This is a genomic window from Actinoplanes sp. NPDC049802, from assembly GCF_040656595.1.
Lineage (GTDB): Bacteria > Actinomycetota > Actinomycetes > Mycobacteriales > Micromonosporaceae > Actinoplanes.
Map to the genome: position 1 here is coordinate 1 of NZ_JBFAMR010000047.1, position 23700 is coordinate 23700.

Consider the following 23700-nt stretch of genomic DNA (forward strand, 5'->3'; position numbering starts at 1 on the left):
GTTCGGCGAGCATCGTCTTGCCGGATCCGGGCGGGCCGAAGAGGGCGAGGTGGTGGCCGCCCGCGGCGGCGATCTCCAGGGCGTACCGGCCGGTCTCGGCGAACACGTTGCACAGCGGGATCGACCCGCCCTGCCCCAGATACGCCATCTCCCGCCCGTACGCCTCCCGCATCGCCGACGCCAGCGCCCGGTAGGCCGGACCACCGGAACGGGCCTCGAACGGCTGCCCGAGGGCCTCCCGCTCGACCGTCACCCGCACCCCCCACGGCGCGGCCGCCTGCAGGTGCGCGACCAGCGCGTCCTGCGCCTTGACGGCGTCCATGCCGGGCGGCACCCGCAGATTGAGCCGGGCCCGGGCGTGCGGCTGGATGGCCGCCGCCGAACCCACCACCGGCGGGCAGTCCATGCCGAGCACGGTCACCGCCGGCCGGGCCCAGACCATGTCCGAGACCGTGCCGTCGCCCAGCAGCGCCGCGCCCTCGACCAGCCCCGCGTCGGTGCGGAACCGGTCCTCCGGGTACGGCGCCCCGGACCACGTCTGGCCGTTCTCCAGCCCGGCGATCGTGGTGTTGCCGTTGGCGTCGCGCAGCGTGGACAGGATCTGGATCAGCGCCGCCAGCGCGTCCGGGGCGGGGCCGCCGAACATGCCGGAGTGCACCTCCCCGGCCAGCGCCTCCACACTCACCACCACGTTCGCCAGCCCGCGCAGCGTCACCGTGGCGGCCGGCACACCGACCGCCGCGTTACCGGTGTCGCAGACCAGGATGGCGTCCGCGCGCAGCAGCTCCGGGTTGCGCTCGACGAAATCCTCCAGCCCGCCGGTGCTCTGCTCCTCGGAACCCTCCACGATCAGCTTCAGGTTGACCCCGAGCCGGTCGCCGAGCGCCCGCAGCGCGGTCAGGTGCATGACGATGTTGCCCTTGCAGTCGGCGGCGCCCCGGCCGTACCAGCGGCCGCCGGACTCGGTCAGCGCGAACGGCGGGGTGTGCCAGGCCGTCTCGTCCAACGGGGGCTGTACGTCGTAGTGCGCGTACAGCAGGACCGTCGGGGCGTTCGGGTCGGCGCTCCGGCGTACCCCGAAGACCGCCTGGCTGCCGTCGCTGGTCTCGTGGAGCCCGAGGTCGGTGAAACCGACCTCGGCGAAGCGGTCGACCACCCAGTTCGCCGCGCGCAGGCACTCCTCGGGCGGATACTGGCGGGGGTCGGCGACCGACGGGATGGCGACCAGCTCACCGAGATCGGTGCGGGCCCTCCCCATCAGGCTCTCGATCCGCTCCCTCAGGTTCGAACTCATGTCGCCACCTCGTCGAACTTGAGGTCGTCGACGACCTCCTGGAACTCTTCCAGCTCGTCGGGGCAGTACACCTTCATGATCAGCAGCTGGCCCTGGACCACGTTGTCGTCCGCGATCACCGGCCGCTGACCCGGTCCGGCCGCCCCGTTGGTGAGCTGGCCGTAGAGGATCCCGCGCCGCAGCGCGTTGCCCGGGTCCAGGCAGACCGCGCCGCCGTCGTCGCCGAGCACCTGGACGATCTGGTCGGTCTGCGGCACCCGCAGCCCGGCCGCGGTGAGCTCGGCGACCAGCTGGTCCGCCTTCTCCTGCGCCTCGACGCTCTGCTTCGCGCCGCTGTAGGTGACCAGTCCGATTCCGGCCATCAGCACGAGCACCCCGCCCGAGATCCAGGCGAGCACCTTACTGTCCTGCATCATCCGAGGAACCCCCTCCTCCGGTAACGGTTGATCAGCCCGAATCCGGCGAGGGCGACGAGCACCACGACGGAGACGGTCAGCGCCTTGTGTTCCTTGATCATGCGGGAGTTTCCTTCCAGGACGGCTTGCGGAACTTGTAGAACAGGAACGGGACGAGCAGGCCCAGGCCGAGCGCGCCGCCGGCGACGACCGCCAGGTAGACGCCGACGCTGCCGGACCCGAACTGCGACGGCGGCACGAAGCCGATCAGCAGGGCGGCCAGCGAGGCGGCGAAACCGACGCCGCAGAGGCCGGTGAGCATCGGGGCGCGGTAGCCGCGCGGGTGGTCCGGGTGGCTGCGGCGCAGCCGGACGGCGGCCACGAACATCAGCAGGTACATGATCAGGTAGACCTGCGTGGTGATCACCGAGAAGATCCAGTACGCGCTGGAGACGTCCGGGATGAACGCGTACGCCAGCGCGATGACCGTGGTGACCAGACCCTGGGTGACCAGGATGTTCTGCTGCACGCCGTGCTTGTTCAGCTTCTGCAGGAACGGCGGCAGGTAGCCCTCCTGGCGGGAGATCAGCAGCAGGCCCTTGGAGGGGCCGGCCAGCCAGGTGAGCATGCCGCCGAGCGAGGCGGCGACCAGCATGACGCCGAGGATCGGGGTCAGCCACTGCGAGTCGAACGCGGCGAACACCGCGTCGAACGCCTGCATCACACCGGCGGTCAGCGACAGCTGCTCAGCCGGCACGATCCAGCTGATCGCCAGCGCGGGCAGGATGAAGATCAGCAGAACCAGGCCCATGGCCAGGAACATCGCCTTCGGGAACTCCCGGCCCGGCTGCTTCAGCGAGCCGACGTGCACCGCGTTCATCTCCATGCCCGAGTACGACAGGAAGTTGTTCACGATCAGCACCAGGCTGGACAGACCGGCCCAGGCCGGCAGCAGGTTGTCGGCCGTCATCGGGGCGGCCGACTCGTTGCCCTGGCCGAGGAACGCGATACCGAGGATGACCAGCAGCGCGCCCGGGATCAGGGTGCCGATGATCAGACCGCCGCTGGCGAGGCCGGCCACGCCGCTGGTGCCGCGCGAGGAGACCCACACGCCGGTCCAGTAGCAGACCATGATGACCAGCGCCGTCCAGACGCCGCTGGACGCCAGGTCCGGATTGATGACGTACGCCAGCGTGCTCGCCACGAACCCGAGCAGGCTCGGATAGTAGAAGATCGTCATGGCGAACTGGCACCAGACCGCGAGGAAGCCCATCGGCTTGTTCAAACCCTCGCTGACCCACTTGTAGACGCCACCCTCCCAGCCGGAGGCCAGCTCCGCGGAGACCAGCGCGGTCGGCAGCAGGAAGACCAGGGCCGGGACGACGTACAGGAAGATGCTGGCCAGCCCGTAGACGGCCATCGTCGGTGCGGGCCGCAGACTGGCCACCGAACTCGTCGTCATCAGCGCCAGCGCAACCCAGGAAATGTATTGAATGGTGCGTGCCGCCTTGGGTTTCGCGGCCTTGTCGCCCACCGGTCCTTTGGCGGGCACATCCATCGCACTCAACGCTGCCTCCCATCACGGGGTTTTCGCGGATCATCGGCCCGGATGGATGGCTGTCGCCTCACCCCTGGAGAACGGTTCCGCGGTTTTCGATCAGCCTCCGCGCCGCCGTCAGGACCGTTCCTCCCGCAGATTCCAGGCGCCCAGCGCCCGCGCGAGCGCGCGATAGATCGGATGGCCGCAGAGCACGCCGAGTGCGACCGCCAGCATCGAGCCGAGCGCGCCGATCAGGTCCTCGGTGCCGCGCACCGAGTCGCGGCTCAGGTACTCGGTCACCCCGATCAGGCTCAGCGCCCCCGGCACCAGCAGCCAGAAGCCGGGCAGGAACGACACCAGCGCCGGCGGCCCGGACGGGGTGCGCTCCACCAGGTACGCCACGACGGTCAGCGCCACCGCGCCGACGAAACCGCTCAGGTAGGCGCCGACCGCCAGGTTGCCGAGGTACTGGGCGATCCAGCCCGAATAGAGGACCAGACAGAGCCAGCCGAGCGTACGGGGTGGGCCGGACAGCACCAGGTAGTTGCCGATCCCGACGACCAGCGCGCCCAGCCACGGGGCCCACGCGCCGATGTCGTTCTGCGGTGCGCTGACCAGCTCCTCGGCTCGCGGGAGCCCCACCATCTGGGCCGCGCCGATGATCCCGAACGCGAGCAGCAGCAGCTGCAGGCACCCGGCCACCAGGCGGCTCGCGCCGGTCACCATCTCGGCGGCGGACACCTCCACCACCGCCATGGTCAGCATCGCGCCCGGCAGGAACGTGGCCAGCGGCGCCACCATGGCGCGCAGGTCCGCGTCCGCCCAGCCGGTCCCGGCGATCACGAAGGTCAGCGACGCCACCACGAACGCGGCCGTCACCGGCATGATCATCTGCAGGCTGGCCCAGCGGGCCCCGATCAGTTTGAAAGCGCCGACCAGCACACCGAAGGCCGCCGACAACAGCAGGTCCACCCAGGTGGGCTGGAGGATCAGGCAGATGCCGACGGTCAGTACGGCGTACCCCATGATCTGGACGGCCGGGCTGAACCGGGGCCGCATCCGCACGATCTCCCGGATCCGCCGGCTGCCTTCGGACGGCGTCGCCAGGCCCTGCTCGGCCTCGCGCAGCACCCCGTAGATGGCCGCGGTCTGATCGAGGCGCAGTCCGCCGCGCAGCGCGCGGGTCGGTTCCAGCGTCGCGGGCCGGCCCGGCGACAGCGACATGACCACATAGGTCGGCAGGACGCTGAACCGGGCGTGGCGAGCGCCGTACGCCTTGGCGACCCGCAGCAGGTGTTCCTCGATCTGGTTGACCGCCTCGCCGGCCGCGGTGAGCGCGCTGCCCAGATACAGCAGGAACTGCTGCAGCTCGCGGTCGGAGATCGTCGAGTCGCTCATTCGCTGCAAGGTAGGCGGGCCGTTCGGTCGTCGCCTCACCGCTGCGGGATGAGATTCATCCCTCGCGAGCGATGCCCGCGAGGCGGGTCGAACGGGAGATTGACGGCAGCAGTGGCGCCGAACCGAAGGGACCGCCGATGTCCGCGACAGGTCATGAAACCCCGGCAGCCGATGCCGGCCGGACCGCCGGGCGGGGTGTCCTGTTCGCCGCGTGCGTGTCCGCGCTGGTGGTGAACGCGAACACCTCGGCCGTCACGATCCTGCTGCCGGCCATCAGTGCGGACGTCGGCGCCCCGGTGTCGGTGCTCCAGTGGGCCGTCACCGGCTACATGCTGGTCGGCGCCGCGGTGATCGTCACCGCCGGCGCGCTCGGCGACGTCTTCGGCCGGCGCAAGATCTTCCTCGGCGGTCTGCTGCTGTTCGTGGCGTCCTGCGCCCTCATCGCGCTGTCCACCGGCCCGGCCGGTGTGATCGGCGGCCGGATGATCCAGGGCGCGGCCGGCTCCACCATCCTGGCGTGCGGGATGAGCCTGCTGTCGGTGGCGTCGTCCGGCGCCGGGCAACTACGGGCCATCACCCTGTGGGGCGCCGCGTCGGCGGTCGGCGCGGCCATCGGGCCCCTGGTCGGCGGAGTGCTGGTCGGCACGACCGGCTGGCAGGGGCTGTTCTGGATCGACGCGGCGATCGCGGCGGCCTGCATCCCGGTCACCATGAGAACGGTCGCCGAATCACGGGACACCGCCCGGTCCCGCTCGATCGACGTGCTCGGCACCGTGCTGGTCGCGGTCGCGCTGGTGCCCCTGGTGCTGGCCCTCAGCGAAGGCGCCGACTGGGGCTGGGTGTCCGCGCCGACCATCGGCTGCCTGGTCGTGTCGGTCCTCGGCGGCGCCGGCTTCGTCGCCGCCGAGCGCCGGGCCGCCGCCCCGCTCGTCGACCTGCGGCTGCTGCGCAACCGGGTGCTGGTCGGGTCGACCATCGCGATCCTGCTCGTCGCCGGGGTGATCAACGCCTTGATGTACCTGCTCAGCCTCTACTTCCAGGATCCGGCCGGCTTCGGGATGACGGCCCTGGAGGCGGGTCTGGCCACGCTTCCCGCGGCCGCGGCGATGATCGCCGTGACCCCACTGATCACCCCGCTGGCCGTGAAGATCGGTTCCCGCCAGGCGGTGGCGCTCGGCTTCGCCATGGCGGCCGCCGGCGCCGGATTCCTGATCCTGGTCACCGCCGGCTGGAGCTATGCGACCTTCGTGATCCCGCTGATGGTGCTGGCGATCGGCCTCGGCTTCGCCAACGGGCCGGCCTCGTCGGCGTCGACCGCGGTGGTCCCGGCAGACCAGGTCGGCCAGGCCTCCGGCATCTCCAACATGGCCCGGTACGTCGGTGGCTCCCTCGCGGTGGCCGCCGCCTCCACGGTCTTCGCCTCGGTCAGCGAACAGCACCGGACGGCCGGCGAGCAGGCCGGCGACGCCCTGGCCGCGGGCCTCTCCGGCGCGGCCCTGCTGCTGACCCTGATGTCCCTCGGCGGCGTCGCCCTGGCCCTGCTGATGGGCCGCCATCACGGCGAACCGCCGGGCGCCGTGCACCGGGCCGCCGCGGCGGCCGCCACCAGCCACACCATCCCGACCCAGCCGGTCGCTCACTCCGGAGGCGCAGCCGCATGACCGTTCAGCCCACCGCGCGACCACCCCGCTCCGGCCCGGCCCCGGACGGCGCCCCGGCCCAGCCGGGCACCGTCACACTGGTCATCCGGCCCAGCGCGACGTCACCGGTCTCCGGCCCGCCCGCGCCCGGCACCGGCACCCCCGTCGGCCGGCCCGGTGGGGTCGTTCCCGCGGCCGGCCCCCACGCGCGGCGGGCGGCTGCCGCTCCGCCGGCGGCCGAGGCGCTCGCGGCCGGGCCGAGCGCGGTGCGGTTCGGCGCCGGGGTGGCGTCCGCCCGGGCCGGCTCGGCGCTCTACGCCGACACCCTTCCCACCCGGGCCACCACCCGCCGGCTCGCCGCCAGCCTGCGGGCTCGGCTGCGCCACTCCGCCGGGCACGCCGGCGCCGTGGCGCCCGGGCACGACCGTCCGACCGCCGTCCCGCCTCGACCGGCCACACCTCTCAGGAGACGCTCCGTGATGACGCCACGACCATTCACCACGAAGGACTTCACCCAGCGGATGGAACGGGCGGTCGCGCAGGCCGTCGAGGCGGGGCTCAACGGGTTGCTCGTCACGCCCGGCCCGGACCTCGCCTACTTCACCGGATACCGGCCGACCGCCATCACCGAGCGGATCACCATGCTGGTGCTGGACCGTGACCACGAGCCGCGCCTGATCGTCCCCACCCTGGAACGCCCGGACGCGGAGGCCGCCCCGGGCGCGACCGCGGTGCGGATCAGCGACTGGCGCGACGGCGCCGACCCGTACGCGACCACCGCCCGGCTGCTCGCCGCCGACGGCCGGTACGCCATCTCCGACTCGGCCTGGGCCATGCACCTGCTGGCCCTGCAGCGGGAGCTGCCGGCGTCCTGGTTCACCTCGATGACCGGAACGCTGCCGATGCTGCGCGCGGTCAAGGACTCCGACGAGCTGGACCGGCTCTCCCGGGCCGGAGCGGCCGCCGACGCCGCCTACGAGGAGATCGTGCGGACCCGGTTCGCCGGGCGCACCGAGCACGCGGTCGGCACCGAGCTGGCCGGGCTGCTCCGCGAGCACGGGCACAGCCAGGTCGACTTCACCGTCGTCGGCTCCGGCCCGAACGGCGCCGACCCGCACCACGAGATGGGCGACCGGGTGATCCTCGAGGGCGACATGGTGGTCCTCGACTTCGGCGGGCTCAAGGACGGGTACGGCTCGGACACCACCCGCACCGTGCACGTCGGGGAGCCGACCTCCCTCGAACGCGAGGTCCACGAGGTGGTACGGATCGCCCAGCAGAAGGCGTTCGACGCCGTTCGCCCCGGCGTGACCTGCGAGGACATCGACCGGGTGGCCCGCAAGGTGATCGAGGACGCCGGGTACGGCGAGAACTTCATCCACCGGACGGGCCACGGCATCGGCCTGACCACCCACGAGCCGCCGTACCTGGTGGAGGGCGAGTCCCGTCCGCTGGTCCCCGGAATGTGCTTCTCGATCGAGCCGGGGATCTACCTGCCCGGCCGGTTCGGCGTCCGGATCGAGGACATCGTCACGGTCACCGAGACCGGCGGCCGCCGCTTCAACAACACCAGCCGCGATCTGCGCATCGTCGCCTGAACCGGACGGCCGGTGCCCCGGGCACGGGCCGTCCGCCGTGAAGTTCGAGTATGGGAGTCGACATGATGCAACGGGCACACCGGACGGCCGCCGTGGCGGCCGCGCTTCTCTGCCTGCTGGCGACGGCGGCGTGCAGCGGCGAGGGGGAGGACCGGACCCTACCGTCCACGAAGCCGTCGATCGAGCGGACCGCCGACTCGCCGGAGCCGACCCGCACCCGGGAGAGCCGCACACCCGACGCGGAGACCGAGCCGACCCGCACCGAGAAGCCCGAGCCGACCAGGACCACCCAGAAACCGGAACCCACCGAGAAACCGGAGCCGACGAAGACGACCGAGCGGGTCCCGGATCCGCCGAGCACCACCAAGGTCGAGGTGACCGTCACCGTCGTGCCACCGGCGACCACCACCAAGGCGCCCGAGACCACCACGCCGACACCGGCGGCCACCTCGTCGTCGGCCGACGCGGTGCCGATCGCCGCCGAGGAGGACTCCGGCGGCATCTGGGGCTGGATCCTGCTGTTCCTGCTGTTCGCCGGCCTGGCCGCGGCGCTGCTGATCAGCCGGTCCCGGCGAACCTCCACGTGGGACGCCGAGGCGGGCACGCTGGCCGCCGAGACCCGCATGGTCACCGAGGCGCGGCTCGCGCCGGTGCTGGCCAGCACCGATCCGGTCCAGCGGGCCAACATCTGGCCGCGGGTGCGTGGCGATCTGGCCGCGCTGATCGCCGGCTGGGGCCGGCTGTCCACCCAGCCGTCGGACGCCGCCCGGCAGGCTCGCGCCACCGGACTCGCGGTCCTGTTGCGCGACCTGGTGGCCGCCGTCGACGCGGAGAACGAGGCGCTCGCCTCCGGCCGCGAGTGGCGGGTGCTGCGGCCGCAGGTCGAGGACATTCTCGACGCCCTCGACGCGGCGATGAACCCGCCGGGGCCGGAGGCGCCCTCGGCCGGCGGCCCGCCGCCCGCCACCTACCCCTGATCCGCCGACTCGTGACGGCCCGTGGCGGTACGCCGCCGCGGGCCGTCCGCCCGGCTCAGCCGGGTGCCGGCAGAGGCCGGCTGCGGGGTCTGGCCGGGTGCTGGCAGAGGCCGGCTGCGGGGTCTGGCCGGGTGCTGGCAGAGGCCGGCTGCGGGGTCTGGCCGGGTGCTGCCAGAGATCGGCGACCTGGCCCGGCCGGGCCGGGCCGCCGGGCTCAGCCGGGCTGGCGGTTGAGCCGGCGATACACCGGAGCGAGGCGTTTGTGCAGCTCCTGGTAGATGCCGTAGATCTCGTCGTACCGGGTGTGGTCGGGGCCGGGCGTGAACACGTGATCGTTGCGGGACAGCGCCGGGATGTCGTCGAACGCGATCATTCCGGCGCCCACCGCCCCGATCCAGCCGGCGCCCCGGGCGTTCACGGTGACCGGGTTGGCGTCGCGCCGGATCTCCTGTCCCAGCACGTCGGCGAAGATCTGGCACCACGAGCCGGAACGGGCCGCGCCGCCGGTGATGACCATCGACTCCACCGGCGCGCCGAGGAACCGGTCGACCGCCTTGGCCAGCCATCGGGTGTTCAGGGCGACACCCTCGAAGACGGCCCGCAGCAGGTCGGAGCGGGTGGTGTCGAGGGAGATGTTGAGGAACGCGGCCCGCAGGTTCGGGTCGTCGACGGGGGCGCGCTCGCCGTACAGCCACGGGGTGTAGAGAACGCCGTTCGCTCCCGCCGGGACCATCGGGATGATCTTGTCGAAGGCGTCGAAGATGGTGCCCTCGTCGCGGCTCACGTGGCCGGCGCTGACGATCGGGTCGTCGAACTCCACCACCTTGTCACGCAGCCAGGTCAGGTTGGCGCCGGCGGTCGCCTGGAGCGCGGTCATCAGGTAGCGGTCCGGGATGGCGCACGGGATCGACGCTATCCCGGTCCGGACGTCGGTCTTCTTCCGCGGCACGTGCGCGGCGATCCAGGAGGACGTGCCCAGGTAGAGGTGGGGCTCGTTGTCCCGGATGGTGCCCGCCCCGACGGCGGCCGCCGTGTTGTCGATGGCGCCCGCCACGACCCGCACCGACCGGGGGAGACCGAGGTGATCGGCGGCCTGGGGGGAGAGCGTGCCGATCACCTCGGTGCAGGCCACGATCGGCGGGAACTTGTCCGCGTCGATCCCGCTGGCGGCGACCAGGCTGGGGGCGTACCGGATGGCGGGGGCCTTCCGGTTGTCGGTGACCCACGAGGTGAGGATCGAGTCGACGGTCGCCACCGTGCGGCCGGTGAGCTTCAGGTTGATCCAGTCGAGGACATTGAGGAACGTCTTGGTCCTCGCGTAGACGTCCGGCATGTCGTCACGGATCAGCAGCATGTGCGCGGCCGGGTCCTTGCCGGTCGGCGAGGGCATGCCGCCGGTGAGCCGCAGCCAGCGGGCGATCCGCAGCGCCGAGATCCCGTCGAGTGCCGGGAATCCGCCGAACTGCCGCCGCAGATGGCCGGCGCCGCGCATGTCGAGCCAGCTGATGCAGCGGGTGAGCGGCTCACCCGCGGCGTCCACCGCGATGGTGCCCTCGCCCTGCGTCGAGGAGCAGACGGTGGTCACCGCGCGCAGATGATCGGGGAACGCCCGTCCCAGGTCGGCGACCACCTCGGCGAGGGCGTCCCACCAGGCGACCGGGTCCTGCTCGGCCCCGCCGCCGGGCAGCACGACCAGCGGGACTCCCCGCTCGGCCCAGCCGGTCACCGTCCCGTCGGCCGCGACCAGGGCGGCCTTCATCCCCGAGGTGCCGAGGTCGATCGCCAGGATCTGCGGCGCAATGGCCAAGTCAGACCCCCTCGACGAGCGCGAAGACCTGGTCGAACCGGCTCAGGGCGTCGTCGATGACCTCGTCGGTGTCGGCCATCGACGTGTACATCCGCGACCCGGCCAGCGTGATGATGCCGTGCGCCGCATACGCCGCGCCCATCTGCTCCATCAGCTGCTTGCGGCCCTTGTTCTCCTTGAACAGCTTGACCGGGTTGCGCATGTCCAGCATCAGCACGCCGCTGGACTGCAGGTGCACGATCGAGCCCTGGTTGTAGGCGACGTAGGGCAGGCCGTACTTGTCGATCAGCCGCTGCAGGCCCCGGGTCAGCCGGTCACCCGCCCGGCCGGCGATCACCGGCGCGTTGGTGCGGGCCATCTCCCGGATCGCGAAATAGCCGGCGGCGCAGGACAGCGGGTTCGCCGAGAGGGTGCCGCCGACCTGGATGTGCGCGCCGTGCTTGCCGTCCAGGCCGGAGCCGAACACCGCCATGATGTCGGCCCGGCCACCGACCCCACCGGCCATCGGGTAGCCGCCGGAGACCGCCTTGCCCAGCACGGTCAGGTCGGGCGTCACACCGAAGTAGCCGGCGGCGCCGCCCAGACCGGTCCGGAATCCGGTCACCACCTCGTCGAAGATCAGCAGTGCGCCGAACTCGTCGCACAGTCTGCGGACGGCGGCGTTGTAGCCCTTCGGGACGGGCCGGGTGCCGGACTCGGGGCCGAGCGGCTCCACCACGACCGCGGCGGTGCCGCCGCGCAGCCTGTTCTCGATCAGCTTGCGCTTGAGCAGGCCCAGGTCGTGCGGGAACGCCTCCCGGGTCCGGCCGGTGGCGCCGAACGGGATGCCCTTGGCGTTCATCCGGAACGAGCCGGGGACGCGCAGGCCGTACACCATGGTGTCGGACCAGCCGTGATAGGCGCCGCCGACCTTGATCACCATCTTCTTCTTGGTGTACGCGCGGGCCGCGCGCACCGCGGCCATGACCGCCTCGGTGCCGGAGCCCAGCGACCGGTACATCTCCATGTGCGGCATGTACTGGTGGATGATCTCGGCGAGCTTCAGCTCGTACTCGTGGAAGAGGCCGGTCACCGGGCCGGAGGCGCCGATGACCTCGGCCACGGCCTCGTTGACCGGGGCGTAGTTGCTGCCCAGGATCGTCGGGCCGCCGGCCTGGAGGAAGTCGATGTAGACGTTGCCGTCGCGGTCGGTCAGGTAGGCGCCCTCGGCCTTGTCGATCGCCAGCGGGAACGGGTAGTTGAAGGCCAGGTTGTGCTGGACGCCGCCGGGGATCCGCTTCTTGGCCCGCTCGGTGATCTCCTTGCTTGCCGTGCACTTGGTCTCGAAGTAGTTCAGCGTGTCGAGCAGGGCGTCGTGGCGCAGCCCCCGCAGCGGCTGGGCCACGAGAGCCTTCAGCCGGCGCATGGTGTCGTCCACGTCGAGGTACTCGCTGATCGAGTAGCCGAGGTCCTCGGCCTTCGCGGTCTCCTCCGGAGCCTCCACCGTGGCGCTGCTGGGCGGCTCCTCGTCGTCGGGCACCCGGACCGGCTCGACCGCCTCGGTGATCTGCGCGGCGATCCGCTTCTCGTCCTTGCGCAGCTTGCTGAACGCGATCTCACGGATCGTGTCCGGAATCGTGTAGACCTTGCCGGCCTCGGACGCCAGCGCCATCAGGTAGGCGATCGACACCTTCTCCAGCAGCGCCATGTTGAACACCGCGCGGTCCGGGTCGGTGCCCAGCGCCACCACGCCGTGGTTGGCGATGATGAACGCGTTGTCGCCGCTCGCCACCTTCTTCTGCACGTTCTTCGCCAGGAAGCCGGTGCCGGAGGGGGCGTAGTCGATGATCGCGACCTGTTTGCCGAGGAAACGGACCTGCTCGTCGGTGAGCGCCGGGATCGGCTTGCGCAGGAAGGCGAGGGCCGACGCGAACGGCTGATGGGTGTGCACGATCGCGTTCACGTCGGGGCGCTCGCGATAGACGTTGGCGTGCATGCCGCACTCGATCGACGGGACCAGGCCACCCGCACCGCCCGGGTCGGGCACGTGCTTGCCGTCGAAGTCGACGACGCAGATGTCCTCCACCCGCATCTTGTCGTAGTCGTAGTTGCTGGGCGTCACGGCGTAGAGCCGGTGACCCGGGATCCGGACCGAGACGTTGCCCTCGGTCGCCTTGAGGTAGCCGCGTTCGAGCATCGTCCGGCACATGTCGACGACGTGCTGGCGGGACAGACGGTGTTTCACCGGCGAACTTCCGATCCGTGCGGGAGTCTTACCGGAACCATCGTCGTCCCGGACCCCGGACGAGGCATCATCGGCGAAACAGCAAGAATCAATCGTTCCTTTATCACCGCGTGACAAACTCGGTGGCGATGACGACCCCCTGGCAGAACCTGCCCACCGACCTCGCCCTGGCCATGCGCCCGCGCCTGCCCGCCGCCGTCCAGGAGATCGCCACCGCCGTCCGGGAGAGCCCCGGCGCCGGCGCCGGGGAGAAGTTCGAACGGGACGTGCGCACCGCCGTCCAGGTCGCCCTCGACCGGTTCCTCGACCTGGCCGGCACCCGGGAGCCGGCGCTGTCGCCACCGATCCGCGAGGTCTTCGTGGCTCTGGGCGCCGCCGAGGCCCGGGAGAATCGCGGCCCGGAGACCCTGCTCGCCTCGCTGCGGGTCGCCTCCCGCCTGCTGCTGCGCACCGCCACCCAGGCGCTCGGCGAACTGCGGCCGGTCAGCGTCGCCGAGGTGATCGACCTGTCCGACGCCACCAGCGCGTTCATCGACGAGCTGGCCACCGCCTGCACCGACGGCCTGGCCCGCCAGCTGCGCGAACAGGCCGGCGAGGGGGACCGGCGCCGCCGTCAGGTGGCCGACCTGCTGCTCAGCGGGGGCAGCTCGCCCGAGGTGGTCCGGGAGGCCGCCGCCGGGATCGGCTGGCCCGGTGTGGACGCCGTCGTCCCGGTGCTGCTGCCGCCGGATCAGGCCCGCGACGCCCGGTTCCGGTTCGGCGCCGACGGGGTGGTCGCCGAGCGCGGCCGGGACGCCGTGCTGCTGTTGCGGGCCGGTCCCCGGTCCGAGCGGGCGGCGCTCACCGAGGCGCTGCACGGCCGGGCGGCGGTGGTCGGCCCGGCGCTGCACTGGACCGAGGCGCCGCAGGCGGTCCGGCTCGCCGAGCGGACCGCCGAACTGGTCACGCCCGGCGCCGGCCCGGTCTTCGTCGACGACCACTTCGCGGCCCTGGCGTTGCGCGGCGAGCCGGGCGCGCTGCCGGTGCTGACCGCCCGGCGGCTCGCGCCCCTGGCCGGGCTGCGGGCGAACCAGCGCGAGGCGTTCCTGGTCACGCTGGAGAGCTGGCTGCGGCACTGGGGTTCCCGCTCGGCGGTCGCGGCCGAGCTGTTCGTGCATCCGCAGACGGTCAGCTACCGCCTCAACCGGCTCCGCGAACTGCTCGGCGACGACCTGGACGACCCGCGCGCCCGCTTCGAGCTGCTGCTCGCCCTGACCTACCAGTCCCGCCCGGCCGCGGGACCGGGGTGACCGGGGTCGCTTGCGGCGTTCTTTTGAACCGTGGTTCACTTCTTGCCTTGCGCTGAATCCGGATTCAGAACTTGGGGGCCCCGGGATGGCATACCGGCCAACCGCGTTGACCAGGAAGAACGCTGAGGACAAGCGCGACGGGTTCCTGCGTGCGGCGCGGGCGCTCGTCGCCGCCGACGGGTTCAAGGCGGCCACCGTCGCCGCGATCGCCGCGCGCTGCCAGGCCAGCGTCGGGTCGGTGTACTCCTACTTCGACGGCCGGGACCGGCTGCTCGCCGAGGTGTTCCGCAGTGCCGCCACCCACGAGATCGACCTGGTCCGCCTCGCCGTCTCGGACGCCGGGCTGCGCGCCTCCGAGCGCGTCGACGAACTCGTCCGGATCTTCTCGAGCCGCGCCCTGCACGGCCGGCGGATGGCGTGGGCGCTGCTGTTCGAGCCGGTCAGCCCGGTCGTCGAGGCGGAGCGGCTGGTCTACCGGCGGTCCTACACCGACATCGGCGAGCAGATCATCCGGGACGGGCTGGCCGGCGGCGAGTTCGTGCCACAGGACCCCCGGCTCGCCTCGTCGGCCGTCATGGGCGCCATCTCCGAGGCCCTCGTCGGCTGGATCCGGCCGGACAGCCCGGAGCCGTCCGAGGAGGTCCAGGCCGCGGTCATCGACGGGATCCGGTCGTTCTGCTTCCGCGCGCTCGGCGTACCGGCCACGGCGGGTTCGGCGTGCTGACCGCGACCCGCACCGCGTACCGACGGATGTCTGGAGTGATCTGGTGACCCCGACCCTCGCGACCGCGCAGCGCGTGCTCGCCGGCCAGTCCGTGACCCGGATGCTCGGCACCCGGCTGGCCTCCTTCGACGAGGACGGCGCCGTGGTCGAGCTCGACATCCGCCCGGAGATCACCAACCAGCACGGGGCGGTGCACGGCGGGATCGTGGCGTACGCCGCGGACTGCGCGCTCGCCTTCGCCGGTGGGGCGGCCCTCGGACCGGACGTGGTCACCTCCGGCCTGACGGTCGACTACATCGCCCCGGCACGAGGCCGCACGCTGCGCGCCAGCGGCCTGGTGATGCGCGCCGAGGGCCGTCGCGCCGCCTGCCGCTGCGAGCTGGTCGCGATCGCCGACGACGGCACCGAGACCCTGGTCGCGGTCGCGCAGGGCACGATCGTGGCGCCGGAGAGACCCCGCGAGACGACGCCCGAGCAGACCGAGGGGACGACAGCCCAGCAGGAGCGGGCGGCCGCCGCCACCGACAAGGCGAGTGTGCGCCTGGGCCGCATCGGCACCCCCACCGTCCAGGAGGTGCTCAAGGAGCGGCGCCGCACCGGCGACACCGACGACGGGGCGACGGTGGCGCTGGTCATCGAGGGCGGCGGGATGCGCGGCATCGTCTCCGCCGCGATGGCCGCCGTCATCGAGCAGGAGGGCATCCTCCCGCACATCGACATGATCGTCGGCACGTCGGCGGGCGCGGTGAACGCCGCCGCCCTGGCCGTCGGCGCCGCGAACGCGATGGCCGAGTCGTACGCCGAGGTCTTCGCCTCCCCGGAGTTCATCGACGTCCGCCGCATCGCCCGCGGCCGCCCGGTGATCGACGGCTTGCGGATCGTGGCCCACGTCGACGACCTGCTGGACATCGGCGCGGCGGCCGGCACCGGCTGGGCGGGCCGCCTCGCCATGGTCGCCACCGACGTGGACACCGGCCGGGCCGAGGCGCTGTCCGAGTTCACCGACCGGGAGGACCTGGTCAACAGCCTGCACGCGTCCGGTCTGCTGCCGCTGCTGGCCGGCGACCCGGTGCACTGGCGTGGCCGCCGCTGGCTGGACGGCGGCATCGTGGAGGCCGTTCCGGTGGTCAGCGCCGCCGCACGCGGGGCGACGCACGCGATCGTCCTGGCCACCCGGCCGCCCGGCACCCAGCCCGGCTACGGACCGGCCGACGTGGTGGTCGAGCGCTACCTGCGGCGGCTCAACCCGGAGCTGGCCGCCGCCTACCGGGGCCGCCCGCACCGCTACCGGGAGACGTTGCAGCAGGTCCGGGACGGGTGGTCACACGGTCTCAGCACCATCGCGCTGACCCCGCGGCTGGGCGACCCGCTGCCGGGACGGCTGGAACGCGACCAGGTGGCGCTGCGCGCGGCCCGGACCGGCGCGGCCGAGGCCGCCCGTGAGCACCTGGCCTTCCTGCTGGAGGAGAAACCGTGACCCACGAGGTCGTGAACCAGGCCCCGCCACGTGTGGATCTCAACGAGTACCTGATCAACCCGGCTCTCACCGAGGCGGTGGACCGGTACGGCGCGGGCTGGGCCACCGGGCGCCTGACCGAGGCCGGCGCGCTGACCGGACGGGCCGACTTCCAGCGCGACGCCGAACTGGCGAACACGCATCCACCGGTCTTCACCGGTCACGACCGCTGGGGACACCGGGTCGACGCGGTCGAGTTCCACCCCGGCTACCACCGGATCATGGGCGCCGCGATCGAGCACGGCGCGCACACCAGCTGCTGGGCCGAGCCGCGGCCCGGCGCACACGTCGCCCGGGCCGCCACGTTCATGCTGTTCGCCCAGGTGGAGCCGGGACACGCCTGCCCGGTGAGCATGACCCACGCGGTGGTGCCGTCCCTGCGGCTGGCTCCGGAGCCGGCCGCCGAATGGCTGCCCCGCGTCTACTCACGCGACTACGACCCGGCGCTGCGCGACGGCAAGGCGTCCGCGATCTTCGGCATGGCGATGACCGAGAAACAGGGCGGCTCGGACGTACGGGCGAACAGCACCCGCGCGGTGGACGCCGGCGACGGGACGTGGCGGCTGACCGGGCACAAGTGGTTCTGCTCGGCCCCGCAGTCGGACGCCTTCCTGGTGCTCGCCCAGGCGCCCGGTGGCCTGTCCTGCTTCCTGGTTCCGCGCGTCCTGCCGGGCGGCGACCGCAACGTCTTCCGGATCCAGCGGCTCAAGGACAAACTCGGCAACCGGTCGAACGCGTCGTCGGAGATCGAGCTGGACGGCACGGTCGGCCGGCTGCTCGGCGAGCAGGGCCGCGGGGTGCGCGCCATCATCGAGATGGTCGCCCAGACCCGGCTGGACTGTGTGCTGGGCAGCGCGGCCGGGATGCGCCAGTCGGTCGCCGAGGCCGCCTGGCACGTACGCCACCGCAGCGCGTTCGGCGCCCTGCTGATCGACCAGCCGGCGATGACCGCGGTGATCGCCGACCTTCAGCTGGAGGCGGAGGCGGCGACGTGGACGGCGATGCGGCTGGCGTCCGCCTACGACAGCGACGACGGCGAATCGGTGGCGTTCCGGCGGCTGGCCGTCGCGGTCGGCAAGTACTGGGTGTGCAAACGCGGGCCGAACCACGCCTACGAGGCGCTCGAATGTCTCGGCGGCAACGGGTACACCGAGGCGTTCCCGCTGGCCCGCCGCTACCGGGAGCAACCGGTCATGGCGGTGTGGGAGGGCTCCGGCAACGTCATCGCCCTCGACGTGCTGCGCGCGATGGCCCGCGAACCGGAGTCGGTTCAGGCGGTGGATCGCGAGCTGGCGAGTGCTCTGGGCGTACACCCGGTCTATGACGCGCATGTGGCGGCGACCCGCAAGCTGATCGGTGAGGTCGCGGCGGACCCGGCGTCGGCGGCCGCGTCGGCGCGCCGGGTGGTGGAGGCGCTGGCGCTGGGGTTGCAGGGCGCGGTGCTGATCCGCCAGGCGCCGGCCGAGATCGCGGACGGCTTCGTGGCCGCGCGCCTCGGCGCGGACCGATCCCTGGAGTACGGCGCTCTCGACCCCCGCCTGCCCCTCGCCAGGATCGCGGCGCGGGCTTGACCGCGCCGCCCGGCCCTCGGCGGGGATCGCGGTGCGCTTGACCGCGCCGCCCGGCCCTCGGCGGGGATCGCGGTGCGCTTGACCGCGCCGGCCCGGCCTTCGGCAAAGATCGCGGCGCGGGCCTGACTACAGCCAGTCGCGCAGCTGGGCGATCAGGCGGTCCGAGTCCGGCGGGGTGATCACGTCACAGACCCAGTCCCAATGCAGCGTGACCAGGTCACCGGCGGCCAGCCGGGGCAGCAGCGACCGCTCCCGGCGCACCTGCTCCACCCGGGTGGGCCCGACGGCGAGCACGCCGTCGCGCCAGACCAGGCCGGGGGAGTGGACGACGGCACGGGCGCCGTCGACCGAGCGGACCGTCCCGGCGCGGATCCGGCACCGGTCCAGCACCGACACGGCGTGCGCGCTGCCGGTCCGCCGCAGCAGCGACAGCCACGGGTACACCTCGAAGACGTGGAAGCTGTGGTGCGCCATCGCCCGCGACCCGCGGAACTGCCCGGCGAACCGGTCCCGCAGGACGGCGGCGAGGCGATCGCCGTCGACGAGATCCAGCAGCGGCCCGCCCAGCCAGTAGGCCACCACCACCCGCTCGTCGAGCGGATCGGCGATGCCCGCGGACGAGGCGATGAAGCAGAGGTACGCCCACGCGCCCTCGAAGTCGCGGGCCCTGCGTCCCAGCTCGGCGGGCGCCACCCCGTCCGGCCCGCAGTAGCCCAGCTCGTTCGGCGGGAACGCGTACCGGGCGAACAGCAGCGCCCCGGCCGCGCTCATCGTCGCCCCGGGGTGTGGCCGGGCCGCCGCCGCGAGAGACCGGACGCGCTCATGGCATCAGCAGATCCGGGGCAGCTGCTCGCCGATCGGCATCGGGATCACCCGGGTCCCGCCGAGCGCCGTCCGGGCCACCACCAGGCCCGGATGCCCGGCCACGCAGATCCCGATCCGCCGCGCCCCCGACCCGTGCTCGTGCGCGAGCATCGCCGCGAGCACCTCGTCGGCCTGGTCCGCGCGGACGAACGCCACCAGCCGTCCCTCGTTGGCGACCTGCAACGGGTCGAGCCCGAGCAGGTGGCAGGCGTCGGCGACGCCGTCCGGCACCGGCAGGTCCCGTTCGGTCAGTTCGATCCCGACGGACGCGGCCGCCGCGATCTCGTTGAGCGCCGCCGCCAGCCCGCCACGGGTGGGGTCGCGCAGCACGTGCACGTCCGCGCCGGTGGCCAGCATCGCGGCGACCAGCCCGTGCAGCGGCGCCGTGTCGCTGGCCACCGCCGTCTCGAACTCCAGCCCCTCCCGGCAGCTCAGCACGGCCACCCCGTGCCGCCCGAGGTCGCCGCTGAGCAGCACGGCGTCCCCGACGGCGGCCCGCCGCGGCTCGATCTCCACCCCGTCGGCGACCATCCCGACGCCGCTGGTGGTCAGGTACACCCCGTCGCCGTTGCCGTTGCCGACGACCTTGGTGTCGCCGGTGACGAGCCGTACCCCGGCCGCGGTGGCCGCCGCGCCCATGGCCGCCGTGATCCGGCCGAGGTCGGCGAGCGGCGTGCCCTCCTCGAGGATGAACGCGGCCGACAGGTAGAGCGGGGTGGCCCCGGCCATGGCCAGGTCGTTGACGGTTCCGTTGACGGCCAGGTCGCCGATCGTGCCGCCGGGGAAGAACATCGGCTGCACCACGTACGCGTCGGTGGTGAACGCCAGCCGCACCCCGGCCGTCTCCAGCACGGCACAGTCACGGTCCGGGCTGCCGCCGGCGTCCCCGTACCCCGGAATGATCAGATGCCGGACGAGGTCCGCGGACATCGCGCCCCCACCACCGTGCCCGGCGACCACCGCGGGCGTGTCACGAAGCGGCGCCGGGCAACTCCAGCCCTCGAAGTCGATCACCCGGTCACCGCCGTGCGCGTCCGGCTCACGAAGCCGGTCATCCGGTGACCCTCCGGTACGCGTAGTACGCCGCACACGCCCCCTCCGAGGAGACCATCGTCGCGCCGAGCGGCTGCCGGGGCGTGCACACCCGCCCGAACGCCGCGCACTCGTGCGGCTTGATCAGTCCCTGGAGCACCTCACCGGACCGGCACAGCGCCGACTCGGTGGCCCGCACCCCGCCCACGTCGAAGCGGTGCTCGGCGTCGAAGTCCCGGTACCGGTCGGTGAGCCGCCATCCGCTGCCCGGGATGACGCCGATGCCCCGCCACGCCCGGTCGGTCACCTCGAACACGTCGGCGAGCATCTCCCGCGCCACCGGGTTGCCGGTCTCCGGCACGGCCCGCGGATAGGCGTTGCGGGTCTCGTGCCGGCCCTGCTCCAGTTGCACGATGGTCTGCCGGATGCCCTCCAGCACGTCGAGCGGCTCGAAGCCGGTGACCACGATCGGCACGCCGTACTTGTCGGACAGTGCCGGGTACTCGCCGGTGCCCATCACACTGCACACGTGCCCGGCCGCCAGGAACGCCTGCACCCGGCACCGCGGCGACTCCATGATCGCCGAGATGGCCGGCGGCACCAGCACGTGCGAGACGAGCAGCGAGAAGTTGCGCACCCCGAGCCGGCGGGCCTGGTGCACGGTGAGCGCGTTCGCCGGCGCGGTCGTCTCGAACCCGATGCCGAAGAACACCACCTCCCGGCCCGGGTTGGCACGGGCGATGCCGAGCGCGTCCAGCGGCGAGTAGACGACCCGCACGTCGGCGCCCGCCGCCCGTACCTCGTAAAGGTCGCGGCCGCTGCCCGGCACCCGCAGCATGTCCCCGAACGAGCAGAAGATCACCCCGGGCCGGGCTGCGATGGCGAGCGCCTTGTCGATCACCGACAGCGGGGTGACGCAGACCGGGCAGCCCGGCCCGTGGATCATCTCCACGCCCTCCGGCAGCAGTTGGTCGATACCGTGCCGGATGATCGAGTGGGTCTGCCCGCCGCACACCTCCATGAGCGCCCACGGCCGGGTGGTGACGGCGTGGATCTGCCGCAGCAGGCTGCGGGCCAGATCCGGGTCGCTGAACTCGTCAAGGTATTTCACCGAACTCCTCTTCCAGCAGGCCCAGCCTGGTGAATTCGTCGAGAGTGCGGCGCGCCGACTCCTCGTCGAGCCGCTGGATCGCGAAACCCACGTGCACGATCACGTACTCGCCGGGCATCGCGCCCGGCACGTATTGCAGGCACACGCTCTTGCGCACGCCGCCGAAGTCGACCTCGGCCATCGGCGTGCCGTCGGACTCGCTCACGCTCACCACCCGGCCGGGCACGGCGAGGCACATCAGCCGGCGCCCACGACGGCCAGCTGACCCAGGGCGATGCCACCGTCGTTCGGCGGCAGCAGCCGGGGCCGCAGCACGGTGAAACCGCGTTCGCGCAGCTCGTGGCAGGCGCCGGTGAGCAGGATCGTGTTCTGGAAGACGCCGCCGCCGAGCGCCGCCACGGCCAGGCCGGTCCGCTCCCGGCAGCGTTGCGCCTGCGCCACGATCAGATCGATCACCGCGGCGTGGAACCGTGCGCCGATCACGCCGGCGGGCACACCGGCCAGCACGTCGGACGCCACCGCACGGATCAGCGGGCCCGGATCGGCGACCCCCGCCTCGTCGATCCTCCAGGGGTACGCCGTACCGGCCGCGTCCCGGCTGAGCCCCTCCAGGACGAGAGCCGCCTCGCCCTCGTACGTGACGTGCTGCCGGACCCCGGCGATCGCGGCCACCGCGTCGAACAGCCGCCCCATGCTGGACGTCGGCACACAGGCCAGCCCGGTACGCAACTGATGTGCCAGGATCTCCCGTTCCGCTTCCGGGCAGGCGGCGACCGGTGGCAGCGCCGGATCCCACCGCACCCCGGCCGACCGCAGGTGGGACAGGGCCATCCGGTAGGTACGGCGTACGCTCGCGTCCCCACCGGCCAGCGGAACGTAGCCGAGATGCCCGGCCCGCTCGTAGTCCCGATAGCCGGCGACCAGGATCTCGCCACCCCAGACCGCCCCGTCGTCGCCGTAGCCGGTGCCGTCGAACGCGATCCCGATGACCCGCTCGCCCACCCCGAGCCCGTGTTCGGCCATCACCGCGGCGATGTGCGCGTGATGGTGCTGCACGGTCCGTACCGGCCGCCCGCCCGCGTTGGCCCGCGCCCAGCACCCCGACCGGTATCCCGGATGCCGGTCGGTGACGAGCGTTTCCGGCTCCACCCCGGTGATCTTCCCGAGGTGCGCGGCGACGGTGTGCAGCGCCTCGACCGTGGACAGGTCGTCCATGTCGCCGATGTGCTGGCTCAGCCACACCGATCGCCCCTCGCCGATCGCGCACGTGTTCTTCGCGTCGGCGCCGGCCGCCAGCGACGGCCCGACCGGGAACGGCATCCGCACCGGCATCGGCGCGTACCCCCGGGCACGCCGCAGGATCACGTCACGGCGCACCACCGAGTCGTCACACGGCACCCGGATCTCCCGGTCGTGCCGCAGCCACGCGTCGGCCAGAGCGCCGAGCCGCCGCAGCGCCTCCGCGTCGTCCGTCACGATCGGCTCCCCGGCCACGTTTCCCGAGGTCATCACCAGCACGTCGGGGCCCGGCGGGTCTCCCGGCAGACCGAACAGCAGCACGTGCAACGGCGTGTAGGGCAGCATCACGCCCACGTCCGGACCGTCCGGCGCGACCTGCCCGGCCAGCCCGCCGCCGGGCCGGCGCGGAACCAGCACGATCGGGCGGCGCGCTCCGGCGAGCAGGTCCCGGTCGCGGTCGGTGAAGATCCCTATCCGGTACGCCGTACGCGCGCCCGCCGCCATCACCGCGAACGGTTTCCCGCCCCGCCGTTTGCGCCGCCGCAGTTCGGCGACCGCACCGGGGTCGCGGGCGTCGCACGCCAGGTGGTAGCCGCCGAGCCCCTTGACCGCCACGATCCGCCCGGCGGCCAGCAGCGCGCGGGCCTCGGCCAGCGCGTCGCCGCCGGTCATCGTCATCGGCCCGAGGACCAGTTCGAGCCGGGGACCGCAATCGTGACAGGCGATCGGCTGGGCGTGGAATCGCCGGTCGGCCGGATCCTCGTACTCGGCCCGGCACCGCGCGCACATCGGGAACCGGGCCATCGTGGTGGCCGCCCGGTCGTACGGCAGGCCCGTGATGATCGTGTAACGGGGCCCGCAGTTGACGCAGCTGATGAACGGGTGCCGGTACCGCCGTCCGCCCGGATCACGCAGCTCGCCGAGGCAGTCGTCGCAGATCGCCACGTCCGGGGCGGCCAGGGTGCGGGCCGGTCCGCCGGTGGACTCCTCGATCCGGAATCCGGCCGTGCCGCGGATCTCCTGCTCCAGCTCCTCGACCGCGGTGATCACGGCGAGCGGTGGGCCCTCGCGCAGCCGTAGACCGTACTCGTCGACCGCTTCCGGGCAGCCCTCCACCTCGACGGCGACCCCGTCGGCGGTGTTCGTCACCGATCCGGCCAGCCCCAGCCCGGCGGCCGTCGTGTAGGCGAACGGCCGGAACCCGACCCCCTGCACCAGCCCGGAGACGGCGAACCGGCGGCGCACCGTCCGCGCCCGCCCGGCCAGCTCCAGGCCCCGCAGCGCCCGCGCGGCCCGCTCCGCGTCGATGATCTCCACAGCGAACCCGAGGTGGATGAGCACCCAGTCGCCCGGCTCGGGCGGGGTCTCCAGCATGCCGATGTTGACCGGCCGCCGCGCGCCCACCACGTCCACGTCGGCGAGTTGGCCGGCGGCGCCCGGCAGGATCTCCACCACCCGCCCGGGAATCCCGAGACACACGC

General features: G+C 72.8%; 18 protein-coding genes. 7 read left to right on the forward strand and 11 right to left on the reverse strand.

Going from position 1 to position 23700, the window contains the following annotated elements:
- The 4 genes from AB0I88_RS27460 to AB0I88_RS27475 form a co-directional block, all read right to left on the reverse strand.
- A partial coding sequence (locus tag AB0I88_RS27460) for a M20/M25/M40 family metallo-hydrolase (RefSeq protein ID WP_361030519.1) occupies positions 1–1294 on the reverse strand: 1294 nt, incomplete at its 3' end.
- Positions 1291–1710, reverse strand: coding sequence for a hypothetical protein (locus AB0I88_RS27465; RefSeq protein WP_361030522.1), 420 nt, complete (start codon positions 1708–1710; stop codon positions 1291–1293). The genes AB0I88_RS27460 and AB0I88_RS27465, both read right to left, overlap by 4 nt.
- A gap of 97 nt (positions 1711–1807) precedes the next feature.
- Positions 1808–3247, reverse strand: a complete 1440-nt coding sequence (locus AB0I88_RS27470) for an APC family permease (RefSeq protein ID WP_361030683.1) — start codon at positions 3245–3247, stop codon at positions 1808–1810.
- Between the two features lie 117 nt (positions 3248–3364).
- Positions 3365–4627 (reverse strand): threonine/serine exporter family protein, encoded by a 1263-nt coding sequence (locus AB0I88_RS27475; RefSeq protein ID WP_361030525.1) that lies wholly within the window; start codon positions 4625–4627, stop codon positions 3365–3367.
- Between the two features lie 137 nt (positions 4628–4764).
- Here AB0I88_RS27475 and AB0I88_RS27480 point away from each other — a divergent pair, with 137 nt between their 5' ends.
- The 3 genes from AB0I88_RS27480 to AB0I88_RS27490 all read left to right on the forward strand — a co-directional run bounded on the left by AB0I88_RS27480 (position 4765) and on the right by AB0I88_RS27490 (position 8842).
- A complete protein-coding gene (locus AB0I88_RS27480) occupies positions 4765–6288 on the forward strand; it encodes an MFS transporter (RefSeq protein ID WP_361030528.1) in 1524 nt (507 codons plus the stop codon).
- Positions 6285–7865, forward strand: coding sequence for a M24 family metallopeptidase (locus AB0I88_RS27485; protein ID WP_361030531.1), 1581 nt, complete (start codon positions 6285–6287; stop codon positions 7863–7865). Before AB0I88_RS27480 ends, AB0I88_RS27485 begins: the two co-directional genes overlap by 4 nt.
- Positions 7866–7927: 62 nt before the next feature.
- Positions 7928–8842 (forward strand): hypothetical protein, encoded by a 915-nt coding sequence (locus AB0I88_RS27490; protein WP_361030534.1) that lies wholly within the window; start codon positions 7928–7930, stop codon positions 8840–8842.
- Positions 8843–9056: 214 nt separating this feature from the next.
- Here the strand turns inward: AB0I88_RS27490 and AB0I88_RS27495 are convergent, their stop codons facing one another.
- Positions 9057–10649 (reverse strand): FGGY-family carbohydrate kinase, encoded by a 1593-nt coding sequence (locus tag AB0I88_RS27495; protein ID WP_361030537.1) that lies wholly within the window; start codon positions 10647–10649, stop codon positions 9057–9059.
- 1 nt (position 10650) lies between these two features.
- The gene (locus tag AB0I88_RS27500; RefSeq protein ID WP_361030540.1) at positions 10651–12873 is read right to left on the reverse strand and encodes an aminotransferase class III-fold pyridoxal phosphate-dependent enzyme; all 2223 of its coding nucleotides are present in this window, start codon (positions 12871–12873) and stop codon (positions 10651–10653) included.
- A 128-nt stretch (positions 12874–13001) separates the two neighbouring features.
- Here AB0I88_RS27500 and AB0I88_RS27505 point away from each other — a divergent pair, with 128 nt between their 5' ends.
- The 4 genes from AB0I88_RS27505 to AB0I88_RS27520 all read left to right on the forward strand — a co-directional run bounded on the left by AB0I88_RS27505 (position 13002) and on the right by AB0I88_RS27520 (position 17973).
- Complete coding sequence (locus tag AB0I88_RS27505) at positions 13002–14162, forward strand: helix-turn-helix domain-containing protein (RefSeq protein ID WP_361030543.1); 1161 nt, start codon at positions 13002–13004, stop codon at positions 14160–14162.
- 85 nt (positions 14163–14247) lie between these two features.
- Positions 14248–14886 (forward strand): TetR family transcriptional regulator, encoded by a 639-nt coding sequence (locus tag AB0I88_RS27510; RefSeq protein ID WP_361030546.1) that lies wholly within the window; start codon positions 14248–14250, stop codon positions 14884–14886.
- 43 nt (positions 14887–14929) lie between these two features.
- Positions 14930–16363 carry a patatin-like phospholipase family protein gene (locus tag AB0I88_RS27515; protein WP_361030549.1) on the forward strand — a complete coding sequence of 478 codons (1434 nt, stop codon included), beginning with the start codon at positions 14930–14932 and terminating at the stop codon, positions 16361–16363.
- Positions 16360–17973 carry an acyl-CoA dehydrogenase family protein gene (locus AB0I88_RS27520; RefSeq protein ID WP_361030552.1) on the forward strand — a complete coding sequence of 538 codons (1614 nt, stop codon included), beginning with the start codon at positions 16360–16362 and terminating at the stop codon, positions 17971–17973. Before AB0I88_RS27515 ends, AB0I88_RS27520 begins: the two co-directional genes overlap by 4 nt.
- Positions 17974–18099: 126 nt before the next feature.
- On the opposite strand, the gene AB0I88_RS27525 is transcribed toward AB0I88_RS27520, so the two are convergent.
- From AB0I88_RS27525 to hypF, 5 genes are read right to left on the reverse strand one after another with little or no spacing between them, the layout of a single operon-like run.
- Positions 18100–18744, reverse strand: a complete 645-nt coding sequence (locus AB0I88_RS27525; RefSeq protein WP_361030555.1) for a DUF6390 family protein — start codon at positions 18742–18744, stop codon at positions 18100–18102.
- 57 nt (positions 18745–18801) lie between these two features.
- A complete protein-coding gene (hypE, locus tag AB0I88_RS27530; RefSeq protein ID WP_361030558.1) occupies positions 18802–19851 on the reverse strand; it encodes a hydrogenase expression/formation protein HypE in 1050 nt (349 codons plus the stop codon).
- Between the two features lie 37 nt (positions 19852–19888).
- A complete protein-coding gene (gene hypD, locus AB0I88_RS27535; RefSeq protein ID WP_361030561.1) occupies positions 19889–20980 on the reverse strand; it encodes a hydrogenase formation protein HypD in 1092 nt (363 codons plus the stop codon).
- A complete protein-coding gene (locus tag AB0I88_RS27540) occupies positions 20967–21218 on the reverse strand; it encodes a HypC/HybG/HupF family hydrogenase formation chaperone (RefSeq protein ID WP_361030564.1) in 252 nt (83 codons plus the stop codon). The genes hypD and AB0I88_RS27540 overlap by 14 nt, the downstream gene beginning before the upstream one ends.
- Positions 21218–23698: a carbamoyltransferase HypF gene (gene hypF, locus AB0I88_RS27545; RefSeq protein WP_361030567.1), complete on the reverse strand. Its 2481-nt coding sequence runs from the start codon at positions 23696–23698 to the stop codon at positions 21218–21220. The genes AB0I88_RS27540 and hypF overlap by 1 nt, the downstream gene beginning before the upstream one ends.
- Positions 23699–23700 lie beyond the last annotated feature (2 nt).